The following is a 19,603-nucleotide window of genomic DNA, read 5'->3' as shown; positions in this document are numbered from 1 at the left end:
TTGTACCCTAGAAGGGCAGCTCAGTCTGCCCTTATCCAATCGCACTCACAGGATGGCCAGCAGACCGCCCAGGCCTCCGGCGCGCGACGACTGTATGGGCAATGGATTCTGAAGGAGGAATGTCGATCACCCCGAGGCCAGCGCCTTTCCCATCTCCAATTGCGGAATTGGAAACTGGCGCAGGAGGCGAGGATAGTTTTCACGTCGAGTGCACAACCAGCGGTCTACTATTGTTTGGCTTGAGCGACGCCAACGCATCACTCAAGCCGGCACGCGTTATGACTCCCCGATCAATCGACGCGCATGAGCCAACACTGGCGCGTCAATCATCTTGCCTTCAAATCTGAATGCACCTGCAGCACCTAAGGATGCCTCAAGGACACTGGCTGCCCAGGCCAACTCGTCCTGGGTGGGTGAAAATGATTCGTTCACCACGGCCACTTGTTTGGGATGAATACACAACATGCCTTCGAATCCCATGTTCAGGGCGTCTTTGGCGAACTCTGCGAGCTTGTCCAACGCGGCGATGTCCGCGAAGACCGTCTCCAGAGGACGTGGCAACCCAGCACGGACGCTTTGAGTCAGCAGTCGGAATCTGACCTGGTCGAGCATTCGATTCGCGGCTGTGGTACCTGACTTCAGGCCAAGCTCTACGCCAAAGTCCAACGCCCCGTAGGTCAGTCGCTCCACGTTCTTCGCGCCAGCGATCTCTGCCAGGGCCTCAACGCCTTGTACTGTTTCAATCAAAGGCCAAACCACGAGTCCTTGCTTTCCAACATGCTCAACCTGGGTACGGCTCTGCGCCTTGGGCAATATCACAGCTCGAACCTGAGCAGCGCCCGCACAAAAAGCCACGTCCGCTTGGTGTTCTGGGTGGTCGCTTCCGTTGACTCGAACGACTACCTCCACATGCGGGTTTGAACTCAACAAGTGTTGCAGGTTTTCGCGTGCCTGAGCTTTCAACTCGTCTTCTACTGCATCCTCTAAATCTACGATCACAACATCGGCACCAGTGGCCAACGCTTTTTCGAATCGCTCGGGTCGATCACCTGGTACGAACAGGGCGCTACGTACAAACGAAGGTTTCGTCACGATCAGATCACTCCACCGTTCTTGAGAGTGCCGATCTCCGTTTGAGAGTAACCAAGCTCACTGAGGATGTTGTCGCTGTGCTGGCCAAGGGCAGGAATGGCATCCATGCGTGCAGAGAAGGCGGAGTTACTTGCAGGAGGCAAGAGTGCCGGCAGTGCACCGCTAGGGCTGGCCACCTCTGTCCAGCGCCCACGTGCCTGCAACTGAGGATGCTTCCAAACGTCATGCATGCTGTTGACCTTGGCGTTGGCGATCGGGGCTGCATCAAGACGAGCGACAACCGTTTCAGTGCCAAGACGAGAAAACGCATCGACGATGATGGCCCGCAACTCGCTCCGATTCGCTGATCGCTTGGTGTTGGAATCGAATCGTGAATCACTGAGCAGCTGCGGCGCTTCTAAGACTCGCTCGCAGAAAAGGGCCCACTCGCGTTCGTTCTGTAGGCCCAGCATCACGGTTTCACCTTCGCTAGCGGGGAAGGGGCCATACGGATAGATGGTCGAATGCGAGGCGCCTGCGCGAGGGGGAGGTGTTGCTCCGTCATAAGCGTAATAGAGCGGGTAGCCCATCCACTCCACCAGGCACTCCAACATGCTGACGTCCACTCGGCTACCCACTCCGGTTTTTCCACGCAGCAGTAATGCTGAGAGAATCCCTGAGTAGGCATACATGCCAGCCGAGATGTCCGCGATCGAGCATCCAGCCTTGGCCAGCTCGTCTTCCCCTGGGCCGCCAGTTACAGACAGGAAGCCACCTTCGCTTTGAATCAAGAGATCGTAGGCTTTCTTCTGCTCATACGGGCCACCTTCGCCGTATCCAGAGATGTCGCACACAATCAGTCTTGGGAAACGCTCGTGGAGCTTCTCAAACGACAAGCCCATGCGTGCTGCTGCGCCCGGTGCTAGGTTCTGCACCAGTACATCGGCTTTATCCAACAGCGCATTCAGGATTGCGTCTGCACCTGGTTTCTTCACATCCAGGGTGAGGCTTTCCTTGGAGCGATTTGTCCAAACGAAATGCGAAGCCAGGCCTTCGGTACGGGTGTCGTACGCACGCGCGAAGTCACCGACGCCTGGACGCTCGATTTTGATCACGCGGGCCCCCAGATCTGCGAGCTGACGCGTACAAAATGGCGCAGCGATCGCATGCTCAAGGCTGACAACGGTTACACCATCCAAAGGGCGAGGGCTGGAGGTCGGCTTAATCACAGTGTGCTCCGTACGGTGAAAAGTGCGCGGCTGCCAGGTAGGCGCCGAACTACGGTTTGTTGAAATAACCAATGGAGGACATGCAACTGGGCGTTGGTGCCTGCCTGCTTTCAACTGCTGCTATTCAGGAAGCGGTTGTAGTCCTGAAGAGATCATGAGAGGCTCTTGGCGTTCTGTGAATTTGCCTTTTGGAAACCCAGCGTTAGGCTATAATTAATGCTACGGGCGATCGGATTGACGTCATGCACCTAGACTTTAAAGACCTGAATTTATTCATCCATATTGCTGAGGCACCGAGCCTGACGCAGGGCGCCAAGAAGGCGTTTATTTCCCCAGCCGCAGCTAGCGTTCGGATGAAAGCGCTTGAGGCACAGTTGAATACCCATCTGCTGTATCGGGACAGTAAAGGGGTCGAGCTTACTGAGGCAGGTAAGCGGCTTCTGAAGCATGCCAGGCTCATCATGCGGCAGATGGCGTACCTTAAAACCGAGTTCAATGAGTATGGTGCTGACTCATCGGGGCACATCCGGATTTTCGCGAACACCACAGCGGTCACGGAGTTTCTGCCGGAAGTCCTTGCACGGTATTTGGCAAGCAACCCAGGCGTGACGGTAGACCTTCAAGAGCGATTGACCAGAGATATCGTGCGGGGGGTACTCGAAGGCTCAACCGACATGGGGATCGTTGCAGGCCCGGTTGCGACCAAAGAGCTTGAAGTACTTCACTACAGCACTGACCGCCTGGTGATTGTTGTCCCTGAAGGCCACGTACTGGATACGACCGCCTCTCCAAAATTCGTCGATACCCTGGCTTACCATCACGTGGGCATGCAGGAGGGAAGTACGCTGCAGGAATTCATGCGCGAGCAAGCGGAGAGACTCGGCGAAAAGCTCTCCTGGCGGATCCAGGTATCGAGCTTTGAGTCGGTCTGCAGGATGGTTGAAGCGAATGTTGGGATTGGCATCATCCCTCAATCAGCGGCGATCAGGCATAGCAAGACGATGAAGCTCTCAATCGTCCAACTCGATGAGCCCTGGGCGATCAGAGAACGTAGTATTCTCGTCCGAGAACTGGATGCGTTACCCGGCTGTGTGCGCAAACTGATCAGCCTGTTGAGAACCGACCAAGCTGAGAAGTCCACTACACAATGCTGAACATCTGGGCTTGATCCGACACTGCTTGTTGAACTGGAGCTGAGCCTGATGTCAGCTCCAGAATCACCCGCCGCAATCGTGGCTCCTCGATCAACGCGACAATAGTCGACGCCACGTCATCCCGGGAAACCTCTCCATAGGGAATCGCCAATCCCAGGCGAATCGCTCCGGTTGCGTCTGCATCCAAGAGGGTGCCAGGCCGAATGATGACCCAGTCCAAGTCAGTGCTGGCCAGGTGCACATCTGTGCCGTTTGACGAACATGTAGTGCTCAAAAGACTCAGACATTCGTTTGCTACGCCAAGCATCAGGGAATGCCGAGATCAGCAAAAATCGTTTCACGCCGGCGACCTGTGCTGCGGCGCTGGCCTTCAAAACGCCCTCACCGTCGATCGCATCGGTCAATTCTCTACCGGCACCCGCTGCGCCTGCCGTGAATACTACGGCGTCGATACCCGACATCAACGCGGCCATCTCAGCCACGCCAGCACTCACGATATCGCATTCGACAGGTAAAACGCCTTCGATTCGCAACGCTACTGCTTGGTCAGCTCGTCGGTACGTGCCAACGGCTTCATGCCCATTGCCCAGTAACTTTCTAGCCAAGCGACTTCCGACCTTGCCAGTTGCGCCAATAATCAAGACGCTGGCCACATTAGTCCTCCAGGGTGTGAGTCGAACGCACATGCGCCCTCAAGAGCCTGCGCGAAAGGCCATTGAGGGCGCATGCGAACCAATTACTTTTTGAACATGTAAGTCTTGGTGTTAGTGAAGCCAGCCAGTCCCTCCTGGCCGTTTTCCACTCCCATTCCTGAGAGCTTATGGCCTCCAAACGGGATGTCGATACCATGGATATGGATCTCGTTGACCCATACGGTACCGGTTTCCAGTTGCTTCGCGACCTCGATTGCCTTGCTCCGATCGCCACCCCATACGGAGCCAGCCAAGCCGAATGGGCTTGCGTTGACCTTGGCAATTACCTCATCAATATCGTCGAACGCAATGATGGGCAGGATCGGCCCAAACGGTTCCTCCTGGACAATGCGACTGTCCTCTGGGGGATTATCGACGATAGTGACAGGAACGAAGTTACCAGCCAGCGACTCATCAATGGTGCCACCCAGGGCAAATTTGTAGCCCCGTTTGCGGGTGTCCTCGAACAGTTCCAGTAGCTTTTCGTACTGCATACGGTTCTGGATCGGGCCCAGATCCGATGTCGAATCCATGCCATCGCCGACTCTGATCGATTTGGCGTATTCAACAAAGGCCGCAGTAAACTCGGCGTGGATGCTGGAGTGGACGTACAGGCGCTTTACCGCAATACACCATTGCCCAGAATTTCCAAAAGCCGCCCAGAACAGAGGTTTTACGATGGATTGCCAGTCGGCATCCGCGAGTACAACGGCAGCATCGTTACCGCCAAGCTCTAGGGTGATGCGCTTCAGGTTGCTAGCACCGCTGGCCATGACTCGCTTACCCGTCGCCGTCGAGCCGGTGAAGCTGATTTTGGAGATGGCAGGGTGTTCAGTGATGATCTGACCCAGCTCGTTGCCCCCGGAAACGACGTTTAGCACGCCGGCCGGTAGGACGTCTTGGGCGATCTCGCCGAAGAACAGGGATGTCAGGGGCGTGTAGGGGGAGGGCTTCATCACCATCGTGTTGCCTGTGACCAAGCAGGGCGCCACTTTCCAAAGCCCCAGGAGCACCGGGAAGTTCCACGGCGTGATCGCGCCCACGACGCCCAGAGGCGTGTGGTGAACTTCTACGACGTGATCCTCGGTATCTTCGATCACCTCGACAGGGATATGGCGTTTCGCGACTTCCCGCACCCAGTAAATGGCTGCTTCCACTTCCGATTTCGCTTGGCTGTGGCGAGGCTTACCCTGCTCAAGAGTCAGTAGGGTGATCAACTCTTCCTTTCGTGCCTCAAGCGCATCGGCATAACGCTGAACGTACTCGGAGCGACTTTGCCAGTCCAGCTTCGACCAGGACTTGAAGGCCTCAGCTGCAGCGGCGATCGCTTCTTCGAGCTGCGCAGCAGAGCCTTCTGGAGCCTGGCCAATGACTGTGTTGGTCGCAGGATTCAAGACGTCAAAAGAAGATTCGGCCTCCACCAATTTGCCGGCAATCGACAGTCGGAACTGGGCCGGGAGACCTGCGGTGATCAGTGGAGAGGGTGTTTGGGCAGTGTTCATAACGTACCTGTATCTATCGTTTGAAGTGTCTCAAGCATCAGGGCTTGAGGATGGGCTTGAGTACCACGCCACTTTCTGAGTCGGCCACAGCCTGGTTAATGTCCTCCAGGGCGTAGTACTTGACCAAGCGATCGAAGGGGAAACGTCCAGCACGCCAGAGCTCGATAAGCTGAGGTATGAATACCTTCGGCACACTGTCTCCTTCGATAATGCCGCGCAGGGTGCGCCCGAACAGAACCGTGTTCATGTCCAGTGACGCTTCCGTGCCGAGCGGCGCAGCACCTACCAACCCACAGACGCCTGGGATGCGTAGACAATCGACGGCTTGCCGCAGGACTTTGGGATGGGAGGTGCACTCCAGGCTGAATTGAACGCCCCCACCGGAAATGTCACGGATTTTGTCGAGGGTATTCGTCGATGCTGGATTGATCACATGCGTTGCGCCGAGCTCTCTTGCCAGTTCCAGACGTGCATCATTCATGTCGACCGCGATGATCTGAGTACACCCGACCGCCTTGGCGGCCATGATCGCCGAGAGCCCCACGGATCCTGCGCCGAACACGGCAATGCTGCTGCCTACCCCAGGCTTGAGTGCGTTCATGATGGCACCGGCGCCTGTCTGGATACCGCATCCCAGTGGGCCCATGAGTTCCAATGGGACATCCTTTGGAATCTTGATCGCGTTTCGCTCGGAAACCAGAGCGTGTGTGCCAAAGGAGGATTGATTGAAGAAGCAGCCGCATACAGCGTGGCCTTCGGCATCCTTATAGGGCGTAGAGCCGTCAGTACGCTGGCCACCAAAATTCTGATCGTAAAAAGATTCGCAGTAGCCGGGGGCGCCACTCAAGCAATTAGTGCAATGACCACAGTTGGCGTAGCTCAATACCACGTGATCGCCAGGCTGTAGGGTTGTAACGTTTGCGCCAATGCGCTCGACGACACCTGAGCCTTCATGCCCAAGCACCAAGGGCAGAGGTACCGGGTAGCCTTGATCTCTAACCACCATGTCGGTGTGGCAGACGCCAGCGCCGACAATCCGCACAAGGATTTCGTCAGCCCTAGGCTCATCCAGGGTCAGGGTTTCCACAACGAACGGGGCAGAGGTGTCTCTCACGACAGCGGCTTTGATTTGCATACTTCTATCTCCAAAGGCCCTCTCCTGAATTTGTTGATGTTGTTTAAACAGTGAGTACTGAGGGGCGCGAGAGATCACGATGCCTGATTCGTCAGCGTTCAAGAATCTTGCGAATCGAAAGGGGGCGTTAACTCTGGATTAACGATCACGACTGACATCGAGTCGGCGTAACTGAGGAGGAGGGGGTTGGAACCAAGCTGTTCATTGAGCCCCCTCCATGCGCTCGATCGTGGCAAGCGCAAGGAAGGGCGTACTGCAGGGATTGCTAGTGCAAATCAGATCACGCGGCCGCCATCCACTGGCAGTTCAACACCGTTGAGGAAAGCAGCTTCATCGCTCGCCAGGAATACAGCTACAGCGGCCACATCATCTGGCTTGGCAAGGCGGCCCAGCGGGATGGTGGCCAAAAACTTCTGGCGATTTTCTGGGGTATCGGGCACACCCATAAAATCTTCGAGCAAGGCGGTCTCACCCATCACTGGGCAGATGTTATTAACCCGAATGCCGTCAGGGCCCAGCTCCACAGCCAGCGACTTCGACAGCAGATTCACAGCACCTTTCGAGCCGTTGTACCAGGTGAGGCCTGGGCGAGGACGAATGCCTGCGACGGATCCGACGTTGATGATCGAGCCAGATTTACGAGCTCGCATCAGGGGCACGACAGCCTTGGTCATGTGGAAAATCGACTTCACGTTGACTGCGAACACGCGATCAAAGGTTTTCTCGTCCACGTCCATCAGGGGTTGGTTGCGGTGGGTCGTGCCCGCGTTATTGACCACCACATCCGGCGTCCCGAACGCCTTTACGCAGAGGTCGACCGCAGCCTGAACTTGCTCGGCATTGGTGACATCGCAAGCTGCGGCTACAGCATTGGCTCCAAGCTCATCAGCGAGCTTGCTGGCAGCTTCAAAATTGATATCCGCTAAAACGACCTTCGCGCCTTGTTCGATGTAACGTCGCGCGATGCACGCACCGAAACCGCTTGCTGCACCTGTTACGAGAGCGACCTTATTATTAAGCTGAGTCATCATTTTCTCCGGCACTGATCAAAAACAAGATTGAGTTTCAGCCGTGGTGGCTAACCACGGTTTTGGTGATGCTGAATTCATCGAGAGCGAGCAAACCTTTCTCACGCCCATGGCCGCTCTTGCGGATGCCCCCAAATGGCAGCTCCACGCCACCACCTGCTCCATAGCAGTTGATGAATACTTGCCCGCCCTCAAGGCGCTTGGCCAGACGTTGCTGCCGCCCCCCGTTTTCGCTCCAGATGGAGGCGACCAAGCCATAGTCGGTGCCATTGGCCAGGGCTACAGCATCGTCTTCATCATCGAAGGGGAGCACTGCGAGCACTGGGCCGAAGACTTCCTCCAGCGCCAGTTTGTGATCCCGAGGTACTGGGCCGAAAACCACAGGTCTAACGTAGTAACCGTCTTCCGGTAGGTCACTGTCCATGAGTCCCTCGGCAATCACGGGTAACCCGGACTGCTTGCACTCAGCAATAAATTGGTTGACCCGCCCAAATTGAGCTTTGGTGATGATTGGGCCGCAATCTGGAGAGGTCTCAGGCAGACCTACCCTAACTTCGCTAAAGCGCGCAGCGAGCCGTGCCACGACCTGATCGAATACAGTCCTCTGAACCAGGACACGACTGCCCGCAGAACACGTCTGACCTGCGTTCTGAATGATCGCGCCGACGATGACTGGGATGGCCTTATCCAAGTCGGCGTCTTCAAACACCACCTGTGGGCATTTGCCACCCAGTTCGAGTACGCATTTGACGTGGTTGGCTGCCGCTGCAGTCTGGATGGCTACGCCGACCACAGGTGAGCCAGTGAAAGTGATTAGATTGATGTCCGGATGCTCCGCCAACGCTGCACCGGCCTCTTTGCCGTAACCGGTCACAATGTTCAGCGCGCCCGCTGGCAATCCGGCCTCATTGGCAATCTCTGCGAAGCGCAGTGAAGTCATGCAGGCGTCTTCGGCAGGCTTGACGACCGAGGCGTTGCCCATCGCCAGAGCAGGTGCAATGGTGCGTCCAAGCATCTGGGCAGGGTAGTTCCATGGAATGATATGGCCAACCACTCCACAGGGTTCGCGCACGACGCTAACCGTGTAGCCGGCAAGGTAAGGGATGACCTCCCCGTGCACCTTGTCCGCCGCGCCTCCATAGAATTCGAAGTATCGCGCCAGCGCCTCAATATCTTTACGAGCCAAGGCAATTGGCTTACCTGTGTCGCGAGCCTCAATCTCTGCGAGCTCGTCGATGTTTTCCAAGACTTTGCTGCCGATCTGAACCAGCACACGGCCTCGTTCTGTGGCGGTCTTCCTGCCCCAATCTCCATTCACGGCGGCTCGTGCAGCGCATACGGCAGCATCGACATCCTGGGACTGCCCTCGGGCTATCTCTGCATAGGCCTCTCCAGTCACCGGCGAATACACAGGAATAGTTCCGCCGCCAGTGGCAGGGACATTCTCGCCATCAATAAAGAGCTTACTCATGGATCAATCCTTTCAACAGGGTAGGAGTTGGCTGGCCGATTTGGGTGGCGCTCGCGCTGCAAGGCCAGCTCAAGCGGTCAACCGGAAATACTTGATTGGGATCAACGCACGCGAAGCCTCCGAGGCCATGGCGAGCGAATGGTAAAGGGGACAATGCGGGCGAAGACCGTAGACCACCCTGATAACCAGCGGTACCCCGGCTCCGGGCAGAGACATGGAAGGCCGTCACAGCAAGGCAGTGCGGTGAAGCCTTATTGCTGGTCGTTCGTTTGAGGCTGGGCATGAAGGCTGACCTGGATGGCGCATTGTTGTTTTTTATCTGGGGTCAGGTTGCCTCGGCTTTCCCGTTAAGGGAATTTACATTTTTATAATCCGGCGTTCGGATCTTATAAACGCCACAGCACAGAACGTCGGCTCTCGCCGATCGAAGGACGAGGGCGTCCCAACCATGGCTTGGCGGGTTTCGGCGGATGTTAGTCATGTGTGAATACGGGCTTTAGTAATCACAAATTCCAACCCATGCAGCCCCCTTTCATGATCGATGGCTGGTAAGACGATTTCCCTTCGGCGGTTGCGCAGGCCAGCGCTGATGCTTCACCTGTCTTCCGCCTCGAAAACTGGTGAGACAATTGACAAAAAAGATCCAGCAGCAGGATGTCATCGACAGTGTTGCGTCGGCATTGCAGTTCATTTCGTACTTTCACCCAAAGGACTTCGTCAACGCGATGCATGAGGCTTACGAGCGTGAGGCTTCGCCTGCTGCCCGCGATGCTATTGCACAGATCCTCATCAACTCTCGAATGTGTGCTAGAGGCTCGCGTCCGATCTGCCAGGACACAGGGATCGTGACGGTCTTCGTGGAGGTTGGAATGGATGTGCAATGGGGCGATCACACCATGAGCCTGGATGAGATGATCAACGAGGGCGTTCGTCAGGCTTACCTGCATCCTGACAACGTGCTCCGAGCATCAATAGTGGAGGATCCTGCGGGGAGGCGGAGAAACACTCGTGACAATACGCCTGCCATCATTCACTACTCGGTCGTCGCCGGCACTGACATTCGCTTCGATGTTGCAGCCAAGGGGGGAGGCTCTGAAAACAAGGCCAAGGCAGCGATGCTTAATCCGTCTGACTCGATCGTCGACTGGGTGCTGAACACCGTGCCGTCAATGGGGGCGGGCTGGTGCCCTCCGGGCATGCTGGGCATTGGAATTGGTGGTACCGCAGAAAAAGCGGCATTGCTGGCTAAGCAGTCGCTGATGGCGCCGATCGACATTCACGAGCTGATCGAGCGGGGCCCCACCAGCCGATTAGAGGAACTTCGTCTAGAGCTGTACCATCGAGTGAATCAGCTCGGCATTGGAGCGCAAGGGCTAGGAGGGCTGACGACTGTCCTCGACGTCAAGATCCTGGATTACCCGACGCATGCTGCTTCGCTGCCCATCTGCATTATCCCGAACTGCGCAGCGACTAGACATGTACATTTCACACTCGACGGCACGGGCAAAGCGCAATTTCAAGCCCCGGCCCTCAGTGATTATCCGGACATCGCGTGGGGGACAGCCGCGGCGGCTCGCCGAGTAGATCTCGATACGGTTACGCCTGCCGATGTGCTCACGTGGAGCCCGGGGGAAATCATCCTCTTGAGCGGAAAATTGCTGACAGGTAGGGACGCTGCCCACAAACGCCTGGTTGAGATGCTGGAGCGAGGAGAGGAGCTGCCCGTGGATTTAAGGGGGCGATTCATTTATTACGTTGGGCCCGTCGATCCGGTAAGAGATGAAATCGTTGGGCCTGCGGGGCCTACAACGTCAACGAGAATGGACAAATTCACTCCATCCATTCTGAAGCACACAGGGCTGCTCGGAATGATCGGCAAATCAGAGCGAGGTCAGACGGCGATCGACGCCATCAAGGAGCACCAGGCCATTTATCTGATGGCTGTAGGCGGCGCAGCGTACCTGGTGTCCCAAGCCATTACTCAATCGAGAGTCGTTGCGTTCGATGACCTGGGCATGGAAGCGATCTACGAGTTTGAAGTCAAAGACATGCCTACGACAGTTGCAGTAGACGCCAAAGGAGACTCGGTTCATCGCTCCGGGCCTCTGATGTGGGCCCCGGAAAGCAGGCGCATCTGGGCTTACAACACCTGATCATAAACTCACCCAGTGTAACGGGCCTCGCTCTACATCTTGAGATGTCGAGCAAGGCCCGCTCTCGTTACCGGTATCCAGTCGCGGAGAGCACACTGGTGCTTTGCGCTAAAGGCAGCTCAGATGAGGAGCGGTGTGCGGTGCTAGTCAACGCGCCTCGCTCAATCTGCAAAACTCGATCAGGGACATCCTTGAGCAGCGAGCCGTTGGATTCCGTGACCACAATGCACAGCTCTGGAAGTAGCTGCTGGAGCCGCCTCAACGCATTGCTGTACTCCGTCGCCAGTGCAGGCGCCAAGCCTTGGAACGGCTCGTCGAGCAAGACCATCTCATGCCCAATCATTAATGCGCGCCCTAGAGCCGCCATCTTCCCTTGCCCGCCCGAAAGCGCGGCACCGGATCGAGGAAGCATGTCCCGCAATTGCGGTACCACTTCAAGCGTCATCGCCAGCCGATCATCAATCTCGCGCTTTGACATCCTGGCTACCTGGCATGGCAGCCGAAGATTCTCTTCGATGGTAAACGTTGGGAACATGACACGCTCTTGAGGCGCGTAACCGATGCCCAGCCGGGCCCGTTGGTGAGCGGGGAACGATGCGAGGTTGCTGCCCTTGAACAGTACTTGTCCATCCTTGATCGGGAGCAGGCCCATGATGGTACGCAGGAGCGTCGTTTTACCGGCGCCGTTGCGCCCGACAACTGCGATGATCTCGCCCGCACCGAAGTCAACAGTGATGCTGCGAAGCACTGGAGCGCGCACGATGTCCACGCTGATGCTATGGAAGCTCAGAACTGTCGTGTTCATAGCCCTAACACCTCTTTTTGGATCATTGGATTGGACAGCACATCTGCTGGCTTGCCATCAGCCGCGATTCCGCCGCTGATCCAGGCTGCCACCCTCGTCGCATACCGACTCACGATGTCGACGTCATGCTCCACAAAGATGGCGGTAACCTTGTGTTCGTCCAACGCACTCATGAGTGTCTCCATGACGGTGTGCTTATCCTCAGTCGATACACCACTGGTAGGTTCATCGAGGATCAATAGCTGCGGGCGCAACATAAGTGACATGGCGACATCGAGGAGCTTTCGTTGTCCCTCCGGCAGATTGCTGCATGGTTCGTCTTGGCGGTCGCGCAGGCCGATCAGATCGAGCATATGGTCGATCTCAATCCTGTCGCTGGCCTTGCCGAGCCCCATCCACGCCGACAATTTGCCTTGCCTGGACGCGGATGCAATCTGCAGAGACTCACGTACGGTGTGATCGAGGAAGAGCTGGGGCAGTTGGAATGACCGTGCCATACCTCTTCGCACAATAGATCGAGGAGTGCGACCGGTAATGTCGTCGCCGGCGAAGTACACGTTCCCGTCATCCGGTCGCAGTAGCCCAGTGCAAATATTGATGAACGTTGTCTTGCCCGCGCCATTTTGTCCGATCACTGCGAGCCGCTCTCCGGAGTGGAGCTGGAAATCAATTTCGTTGGCCACCACCAACCCGCCGAAAGCGAGCTTCAGTTTGCGCGTCTCAAGAAGAGCCTGGCTCATGCATCACCTCCTGCCAGACGGCGTTTGCGCAGCAACCCCGTCAAACCCTTGGGTAGGAAATAGATGATCACAATCAGGACGATCCCCAGCACCATTTGCCATGAGCCACTGACGAAGGCTGCGGAATACATCTTCAGGAATTCGTAGAGGAAGCCTCCCAGGAACGCGCCGATTGGATGACCCGCCCCGCCCAAAATGGCGATGAAGACAAACTCACCCGAACGCAGCCAGTAGCCCATCTCAGGCGTTACAAGGCCTTGGGATAGCCCGAACAGTGCACCGGAGAGACCGCACAGGGCTGCAGAGATTACGTAGCCTTTCCACAAAACTCTCTTTGCTGAAATGCCCAGATACTCCAGTCGTGTTTCATTCGTTTTGATGGCAGCTAGAGCTTGTCCTTCTCCCGATCGGAAGTAGCGCTGGATCCCAATTGCGATCAGCACCGAACACACGAGCGAGATCACCAGCAGCGTGATTTCAAATGTGCTCCGCTCCAACTGAAGCCCAAGCATCGACGGACGCACAACCCTTAGCCCGTCCGTGCCGCCTGTTACGTGATAGAACTTGCCCAATGCAGTGAAGAGCACCATCGACAGTGCAAGGTTGAGCATTCCGAAGAAAATTTCCCGATAACGCACGACGAATGCGCCGATTGTCATGGCAAGCAACACACTGCCGGCAGTGGCGACAATGATCAGTACCACGCCATCAAGGGAGGGAAAGCGTTGCCCAAGGAAAGCAACGATGTATCCAGACACGCAGGCATACATAGCGTGGCCAAAGGAGATCTGACCAGCCTTGAGCAAAACAACGACGCCCAGAGCTGCCATGCCATAACAGAGTGCGAGTATCAGTGGGAGTTTGAGCCACGGCATGCCAGCTGCCAGGCTGAGTACGATGATGACTGGTAGCGCAAAGAAAAGTAGAGAGCGCATCAGATTTTCCTCGCTTGCACGACAGTGAAGAGACCTTGGGGACGAACGAGCAGGACAGCGACCATGATCAGGTACGGCATTACCACCTCTATCTCAGGCGCGAAGTAGACGCACAAAGATCGAGCGAGCCCAATCATCAAGGCGGTGATCAGCGCACCCGTGACTTGGCCCAAGCCCGCACTGGCAACCACAGCGAAAGACAGGACTATCATGTCGGCGCCGATACCTGGCACGAGCGAAGTTGTAGGTGATGCAAGCGCTCCTCCTAACGCGCCCAGGATCGCGCCCACCAGGAAGGTGAGGTAGGCGATACGCTTGGCGTTGATTCCCAGAGCGGTAGCGACCTCACGATCATGGGTAACGGCGATGATCTGTTTCCCGGCCAGAGTCTTATTGAGGAACCATCTGAGAGCCACGAACACCGCCACTGCGGCGCATGGCACGAAGAACAGCTGGTAGTTGGTGTACGTCACACCTTTGAGCTCAGATGTCCCCATGTTGGTGACGACATCTGACACAAAGTAGGGCTGACTTCCCCAAAGCAGTCGCTGAAGATCCTCGAAAATCATGAACGCGCCGAAGGTCACGAGGAGCTGCAGGATGGGGTCACGATGCTGAAACTGCTTGAGTAAGAGCATCAGTACGGTACCCAGAATGCATCCCACCGAGATCGCGCCCATCAACAGCAACGCAATCGACAAGCTAGTCGAACCAGCATCCTGACCGAGCCACAGTCCAAGCGAGGCGGCGCCATAGCCGCCGAACGCGTACAGGCTGCCGTGTGCAACGTTCATGATTCGAACCACACCGAAAATGAAGGTCAGACCCAGTGCCACCAGAAAGAGCAGTCCGGCATAGGAGATGCCATCGAGGAGCGAGAGGAGCAGAACGTCGAAGAGGTTCATGGTTGAGCCCTCACGGCTTTGATCTCAGTGATCAGTTCTGGGCTGAGCGTTCCAAGCCACTCCTGCGTTTTCATCCCCGGCGGCGTAGTGACGCCATCAGGGCTGATCAGAACGATGTCCTTGAGCACTTTGAACTTGAACTGGTTGCTCGCCGCAGTCACGCCAAACAGTTGGGGTTCGAGTCCTTGTCCGTCTTCAGGGCGAATCCGAACGCCGCTGGTGAGTCCACGAAACTCCAAGCCTCGAAACGCATCGGCAAGCTGTTCTTCATCAGGCCACTTATCACCGTTGGCGGAGATGGCTTTGGAGTAGGCAGCAACTGTTGCGTCCAGTGCTTGCACCATGTGGTAAGCGGAGTAAATGGGGTAGGTGCCGGTACGCGCCTTGAACTCTTTAACGAACTGACCATGGCGGGCATCATTCGCGTACTGGGGGTTCAAGAAATAGTGATCGCCCCGAGCCCCCACCAGTACCCCGTCGGGTACCGCCGAGCCAAGGCGTTCGAGTGACGTCTCGCCAAGCGGGAGGAAGAACTGGGATTTCTGAAGCAGGCCACGCTGGCTGGCTTGTCGAATGAAGGTATCCAGATCACCTCCCCAGGAGGTGCTCAACACTACATCAGGCCGTAGTACCTGCAAGCGACTGACCTCTGCAGAGAAGTCTGAGGCGCCAAATCGCGGGAACAGCTCCGCAACCACTTGGACATCAGGCTTAAGCTGCTTGAGCGTTCTGCTGAAGATTTCCCACGAATCTCGGCCCCAAGCATAGTCCTGGTTGACCACCGCAATCGTCTTGAAGTCGGGTTTGGTTTGAAGGAGATAGATGACACTCGACACCATCTCTGTGACCGCATTGGCTTGAGGCCTAAAGACGTAGCGATAGGCATGGTTTTCCAGTGCCTTTTCAGTGCCGCAATCCCACAACAAGTTTACGACCTTGAGATCCTCCGCGACGGGTGCCAGGGTATTGCAGTTACCACTGGAGATCGAAGCGATCATCACAGCAGCCTGCTGTTCCTGCACGACTCTGCGGTACTCCGAAAGAAGGCGATCACCTCCCACGCCTTCATCAATAAAAATGGGCTCGACCTTCACGCCCTTGATGCCGCCTGAAGCATTCAACTGCTCTAGGTACAAATCGGCAGCTGCTTTTGCAGGCATCCCGAAGACTGACGCAGGCCCCGAGATGAAGGTGGTGATGCCGATTTTGATGGCTGTCGGTTTTGAGTCGGCAAACGCGAGGAGAGGAGACAGTGCTAACGCACAGGTCAGGATCAGCTTCGTGCCGAATTGGCCGATTGCCTTGGGTTTCATGTCAGATTGCCTCACAGAATTATTTTTGTCGTGATTTGCAAAAAGCGACGCTCAGGATCGTGTTTTGTGAATGCGCACTCCGGTGGTGAACTAATGGCAGTAATGGTCTTGCTATGCGCCAAATAGGTGAGCCCACCGGGCTGTGGGCTCACCATGAGCTCAGAGACCAGAGTGACCGGACAAGTAGTTTTTGAGAATCCGCAGTTGGCAAAGGGGGCGTTAATGAACGCCAAACACCCACGAACATCTGCGGCAGGGGCAGAGGGGCTGCCGCAGTGCCTACGCGGCCCCCTCGGCTTCACCTATTGAATAAATTTCGATTTCGAACTCAACGGCAGCTCGGGCGTACTTGCTATCTCTCGCTCAGTCGCGGTCTTGGAGAGGGGTATGACAATGGCTCCGCAGACGGGGCATGCACCCACCAGGATCAGAGACAATCAATAGTCATCGCACATTGCGCGGATATTACCTATAGCAGGTATCGCGAAGAGAGCGACGGGGACTTGCCTTACTGGCTGCAGCTCCATGCTAGGCAAGCGTCCAGCATGCCAGAGGTGGCAGACGGTTTTGCCCCGCAACATGAACAATGTCGCCTCGCCTGTTATGGAGGCAGCATGGTTGGAGCCAACAGTTCGGTACTCCAGCACGTGGTCAGATGCAATTCGGTTGATGATGATCTTTGCCTTCTCTCCGCCGGCGGCTGAAAGCACTGCCGAGGATGGCCCGTTATTTCCCCGGCGGAAGCCGTTCGCCTTGTTGGTATCGTAAGATTGTAATACAGTCTCTCAATATGACGAGCGGGCGGTTTCCCCCGTGGTCGCGATAAAAATAATCACCGACGGAGTAAGCACCTTGAAAATCAGGGCCGCAGTACTTGAGAGAATGGGGCTGGAAGGCCCGTACGCCGAATCAAAACCCCTGCAAGTCCAGGAAATCGAGCTCGGGCAACCCGGGCCAGGCGAGGTCATTATCAAGATGGCTGCCGCTGGCATCTGTCATTCTGACCTCTCGATAATTGAAGGCGTCCGGCCTCGACCGCTGCCCATGGTAATTGGGCATGAAGCTGCCGGGGTCGTGACAGCAGTGGGCCCGTATGTTGACGACCTGGTGCCCGGCGACCATGTCGTAACGGTGTTTGTCGCGGCTTGTGGCCATTGCCCCGAGTGCTCGGGCGGGCGTCCTGCCTTGTGCGGCCCGGGTGCTGTTGCTGGTACCAAAGGGACACTGCTCAGGGGGGATCGTCGCTTGATGCGCCAAGACGAATACCTGAATCACCACTCTGGTATCTCAGCTTTTGCGGAGTACGCAGTGGTCTCAGCTCGATCCCTTGTGAAGGTCGATAAAGAGATCCCCCTCGCTCATGCTGCGTTGTTTGGATGCGCAGTTCTGACCGGCGTCGGTGCCGCGACAAATACTGCAAGCATCTCACTCGGCTCGACCGTTGCCATTGTGGGGATGGGCGGAGTGGGCCTGGCCGCTCAGCTTGGCGCATTGGCTGCCGGTGCTAGCGATGTCATTGCAATCGATACCAACGAACACAAGTTGGCCTTCGCGAAAGAGCTCGGAGCTCGTCATGTCTTCCATGCTGCTGACCCTCATCTGGTCGAAGCTATCAGGGATTTGACTCATGGCGGTGTCGACGTGGCGTTGGAGTTCGCAGGCGCAGCATCCGCGCTCGAAACCGCCTGGAAGGTTGGCCGGCGAGGTGGCGAGGTCGTGACCGCTGGATTGGCCAAGCCTGACGCGACGTTCGCCGTTCCCATGGTCGGCTTGGTCGCGGAAGAGCGAACCCTAAAAGGCAGCTACATGGGGAGCAGCGTTCCAAGCCGCGACTTGCCGCGTTATCTGGAGCTGTTCCGTCGGGGACGCCTGCCAATCGACAAGCTGGTGACCCACACCCTTCCGCTGGATGACATCAACCTTGGCATGGATCGCCTGAAAAACGGCGAGGCAGTCCGCCAGGTTGTGACATTCGACTAAAGAGCAGGAGCAAACCATGTATCGCACTAACCAGTTTTACATTGATGGCCAGTGGGTCGATCCCATTGGTAGCGGCAAATTCGAACTGATCAATCCAGCCACAGAAGCGAGCTCCGGAACGTTGGCCATGGGTGATGATCGTGATGTCGATCGGGCTGTCAACGCAGCGCGGGAGGCGTTCGTTAGCTATTCGCAATGGACGGTAGGCCAGCGCATTGAGCTGCTCGAAAGAGTGCTGTTTATCTATAAGCGTCGGTATGAAGAATTCGCGCAGGCGATGACGCTGGAAATGGGTACGCCTATCAAGTTCTCTCGTGACGCTCAGGCGGCACGCGGCATCGCCCACATTGACGAAATCATTCGTGTTCTGCGTGAGTTCGAGTTCGATCATCGCCAGGGCACCACGATGATTCGTCGAGAGCCTATAGGCGTATGTGGGTTGATCACACCCTGGAACTGGCCGATCAACCAGATCGTTGTCAAGATCGCGCCTGCCTTGGCTGCTGGCTGCACCATCGTGCTCAAGCCTAGTGAGTACTCTGCGTTGTCTGCGCTCCTGTTCGCAGAGGTGCTGGACGAAGGAGGTGTGCCACCTGGCGTGTTCAACCTGGTAAATGGGGAAGGGCGCACGGTTGGCAGTGCAATCTCTGCTCATCCACTGATCGACATGGTGTCGTTCACCGGTTCGACTCAGGCGGGTATCCAAGTCGCTAAAACTGCAGCAGACACTGTCAAACGCGTTGCTCAGGAACTGGGTGGCAAGTCTGCAAACATCCTTCTTGAGGACGCTGACTTCGAGACAGCGGTTCGAAAAGGCGTTGCGGCTTGTTTCACAAATAGCGGCCAATCCTGCTCCATTCCGACACGGATGATCGTTCCACGACCCAAGATGCCTTTGGTGGGTGAGATCGCACGGCAGGTTGCCCAGGAATATCGCACGGGTGATCCGCTGGAAACTGTGACACATCTTGGCCCGCTCGTGAATGAGGCCCAGTTCCACCGAGTGCAGCGCCTGATCCAAGCAGGTATCAATGAAGGCGCAGAACTGATCTGTGGCGGCATGGAGCGCCCAGAAGGCTTGGATAAGGGATATTTCGTTAAGCCCACCGTCTTCGCAAACGTCAGCCCGGACATGACCATCGCGCAAGAGGAAATCTTTGGCCCAGTGCTGTCGGTGATCCCGTACGACACGGAAGAGCAGGCGATCAGTATCGCCAATGGTACGCCGTATGGCCTGGCAGCCTATGTCCAGTCTGCAAGCCTGGAGCGTGCCCGCGCTGTAGCTGGCCGCTTGCGAGCTGGGGGCGTGCACTTGAACTATCCAGCTGCCGACTTAGGTGCACCCTTCGGGGGATACAAGCAGTCTGGCAACGGGCGAGAGTGGGGCGTGCATGGCCTCATGGAGTATCTGGAAACGAAGTCCATCGTTGGATACTTCTCGTCGTAATCAACCGACCTATGTCATCCAAAACCAATAATAAAAAACAGGT

At 56.5% G+C, this 19,603-nt stretch carries 15 protein-coding genes and 1 pseudogene; 4 read left to right on the top strand and 12 right to left on the bottom strand.

Annotated features, from left to right (window positions below; all coding sequences use genetic code 11):
- Positions 1–276 precede the first annotated feature (276 nt).
- Complete coding sequence (locus BW979_RS17930; RefSeq protein ID WP_156893507.1) at positions 277–1,092, bottom strand: HpcH/HpaI aldolase/citrate lyase family protein; 816 nt, start codon at positions 1,090–1,092, stop codon at positions 277–279.
- 2 nt (positions 1,093–1,094) lie between these two features.
- Positions 1,095–2,300, bottom strand: a complete 1,206-nt coding sequence (locus tag BW979_RS17925) for a CaiB/BaiF CoA transferase family protein (protein WP_083714425.1) — start codon at positions 2,298–2,300, stop codon at positions 1,095–1,097.
- 242 nt (positions 2,301–2,542) lie between these two features.
- Here BW979_RS17925 and BW979_RS17920 point away from each other — a divergent pair, with 242 nt between their 5' ends.
- Positions 2,543–3,454 carry a LysR substrate-binding domain-containing protein gene (locus tag BW979_RS17920; RefSeq protein ID WP_076384863.1) on the top strand — a complete coding sequence of 304 codons (912 nt, stop codon included), beginning with the start codon at positions 2,543–2,545 and terminating at the stop codon, positions 3,452–3,454.
- Here the strand turns inward: BW979_RS17920 and BW979_RS17915 are convergent.
- The 5 genes and pseudogenes from BW979_RS17915 to BW979_RS17895 all read right to left on the bottom strand — a co-directional run bounded on the left by BW979_RS17915 (position 3,441) and on the right by BW979_RS17895 (position 9,282).
- Positions 3,441–4,107: pseudogene (locus BW979_RS17915) on the bottom strand (NAD(P)H-binding protein). The gene BW979_RS17920 and the pseudogene BW979_RS17915 sit on opposite strands and share 14 nt — an antisense overlap.
- An 83-nt stretch (positions 4,108–4,190) precedes the next feature.
- Entirely contained in the window at positions 4,191–5,648 is a 1,458-nt protein-coding gene (locus BW979_RS17910; RefSeq protein WP_076384861.1) for an aldehyde dehydrogenase family protein, read from the bottom strand.
- 37 nt (positions 5,649–5,685) lie between these two features.
- Positions 5,686–6,783, bottom strand: coding sequence for an NAD(P)-dependent alcohol dehydrogenase (locus BW979_RS17905; RefSeq protein ID WP_076384859.1), 1,098 nt, complete (start codon positions 6,781–6,783; stop codon positions 5,686–5,688).
- Positions 6,784–7,058: 275 nt separating this feature from the next.
- The gene (locus BW979_RS17900) at positions 7,059–7,811 is read right to left on the bottom strand and encodes an SDR family oxidoreductase (protein WP_076384856.1); all 753 of its coding nucleotides are present in this window, start codon (positions 7,809–7,811) and stop codon (positions 7,059–7,061) included.
- 37 nt (positions 7,812–7,848) lie between these two features.
- Positions 7,849–9,282 (bottom strand): aldehyde dehydrogenase family protein, encoded by a 1,434-nt coding sequence (locus tag BW979_RS17895; protein WP_076384854.1) that lies wholly within the window; start codon positions 9,280–9,282, stop codon positions 7,849–7,851.
- Between the two features lie 641 nt (positions 9,283–9,923).
- Between BW979_RS17895 and BW979_RS17890 the strand changes: the two genes are divergently transcribed.
- Complete coding sequence (locus BW979_RS17890; protein WP_076386668.1) at positions 9,924–11,435, top strand: fumarate hydratase; 1,512 nt, start codon at positions 9,924–9,926, stop codon at positions 11,433–11,435.
- Positions 11,436–11,502: 67 nt separating this feature from the next.
- On the opposite strand, the gene BW979_RS17885 is transcribed toward BW979_RS17890, so the two are convergent.
- From BW979_RS17885 to BW979_RS17865, 5 genes are read right to left on the bottom strand one after another with little or no spacing between them, the layout of a single operon-like run.
- Positions 11,503–12,240 carry an ABC transporter ATP-binding protein gene (locus tag BW979_RS17885; RefSeq protein WP_076384852.1) on the bottom strand — a complete coding sequence of 246 codons (738 nt, stop codon included), beginning with the start codon at positions 12,238–12,240 and terminating at the stop codon, positions 11,503–11,505.
- Complete coding sequence (locus BW979_RS17880) at positions 12,237–12,980, bottom strand: ABC transporter ATP-binding protein (RefSeq protein ID WP_076384850.1); 744 nt, start codon at positions 12,978–12,980, stop codon at positions 12,237–12,239. Before BW979_RS17880 ends, BW979_RS17885 begins: the two co-directional genes overlap by 4 nt.
- On the bottom strand, positions 12,977–13,915 hold the full coding sequence (locus tag BW979_RS17875; protein ID WP_076384848.1) for a branched-chain amino acid ABC transporter permease: 939 nt from the start codon (positions 13,913–13,915) through the stop codon (positions 12,977–12,979). The genes BW979_RS17880 and BW979_RS17875 overlap by 4 nt, the downstream gene beginning before the upstream one ends.
- Positions 13,915–14,820 (bottom strand): branched-chain amino acid ABC transporter permease, encoded by a 906-nt coding sequence (locus BW979_RS17870; protein WP_076384846.1) that lies wholly within the window; start codon positions 14,818–14,820, stop codon positions 13,915–13,917. Before BW979_RS17870 ends, BW979_RS17875 begins: the two co-directional genes overlap by 1 nt.
- Positions 14,817–16,133, bottom strand: a complete 1,317-nt coding sequence (locus BW979_RS17865) for an ABC transporter substrate-binding protein (protein WP_076384844.1) — start codon at positions 16,131–16,133, stop codon at positions 14,817–14,819. The genes BW979_RS17870 and BW979_RS17865 overlap by 4 nt, the downstream gene beginning before the upstream one ends.
- Positions 16,134–17,015: 882 nt before the next feature.
- Here BW979_RS17865 and BW979_RS17860 point away from each other — a divergent pair.
- Both BW979_RS17860 and BW979_RS17855 read left to right on the top strand, forming a co-directional pair.
- On the top strand, positions 17,016–18,113 hold the full coding sequence (locus BW979_RS17860; RefSeq protein WP_269458143.1) for a zinc-dependent alcohol dehydrogenase family protein: 1,098 nt from the start codon (positions 17,016–17,018) through the stop codon (positions 18,111–18,113).
- A gap of 16 nt (positions 18,114–18,129) precedes the next feature.
- Complete coding sequence (locus BW979_RS17855) at positions 18,130–19,560, top strand: aldehyde dehydrogenase family protein (protein WP_076384840.1); 1,431 nt, start codon at positions 18,130–18,132, stop codon at positions 19,558–19,560.
- Positions 19,561–19,603: the final 43 nt, after the last annotated feature.

Source organism: Pseudomonas sp. A214 (genome assembly GCF_900156295.1).
Lineage (GTDB): Bacteria > Pseudomonadota > Gammaproteobacteria > Pseudomonadales > Pseudomonadaceae > Aquipseudomonas > Aquipseudomonas rhizophila.
The sequence above is the reverse complement of the archived record's forward strand: the minus strand, read 5'-3'. Positions and strand labels throughout refer to the sequence as shown.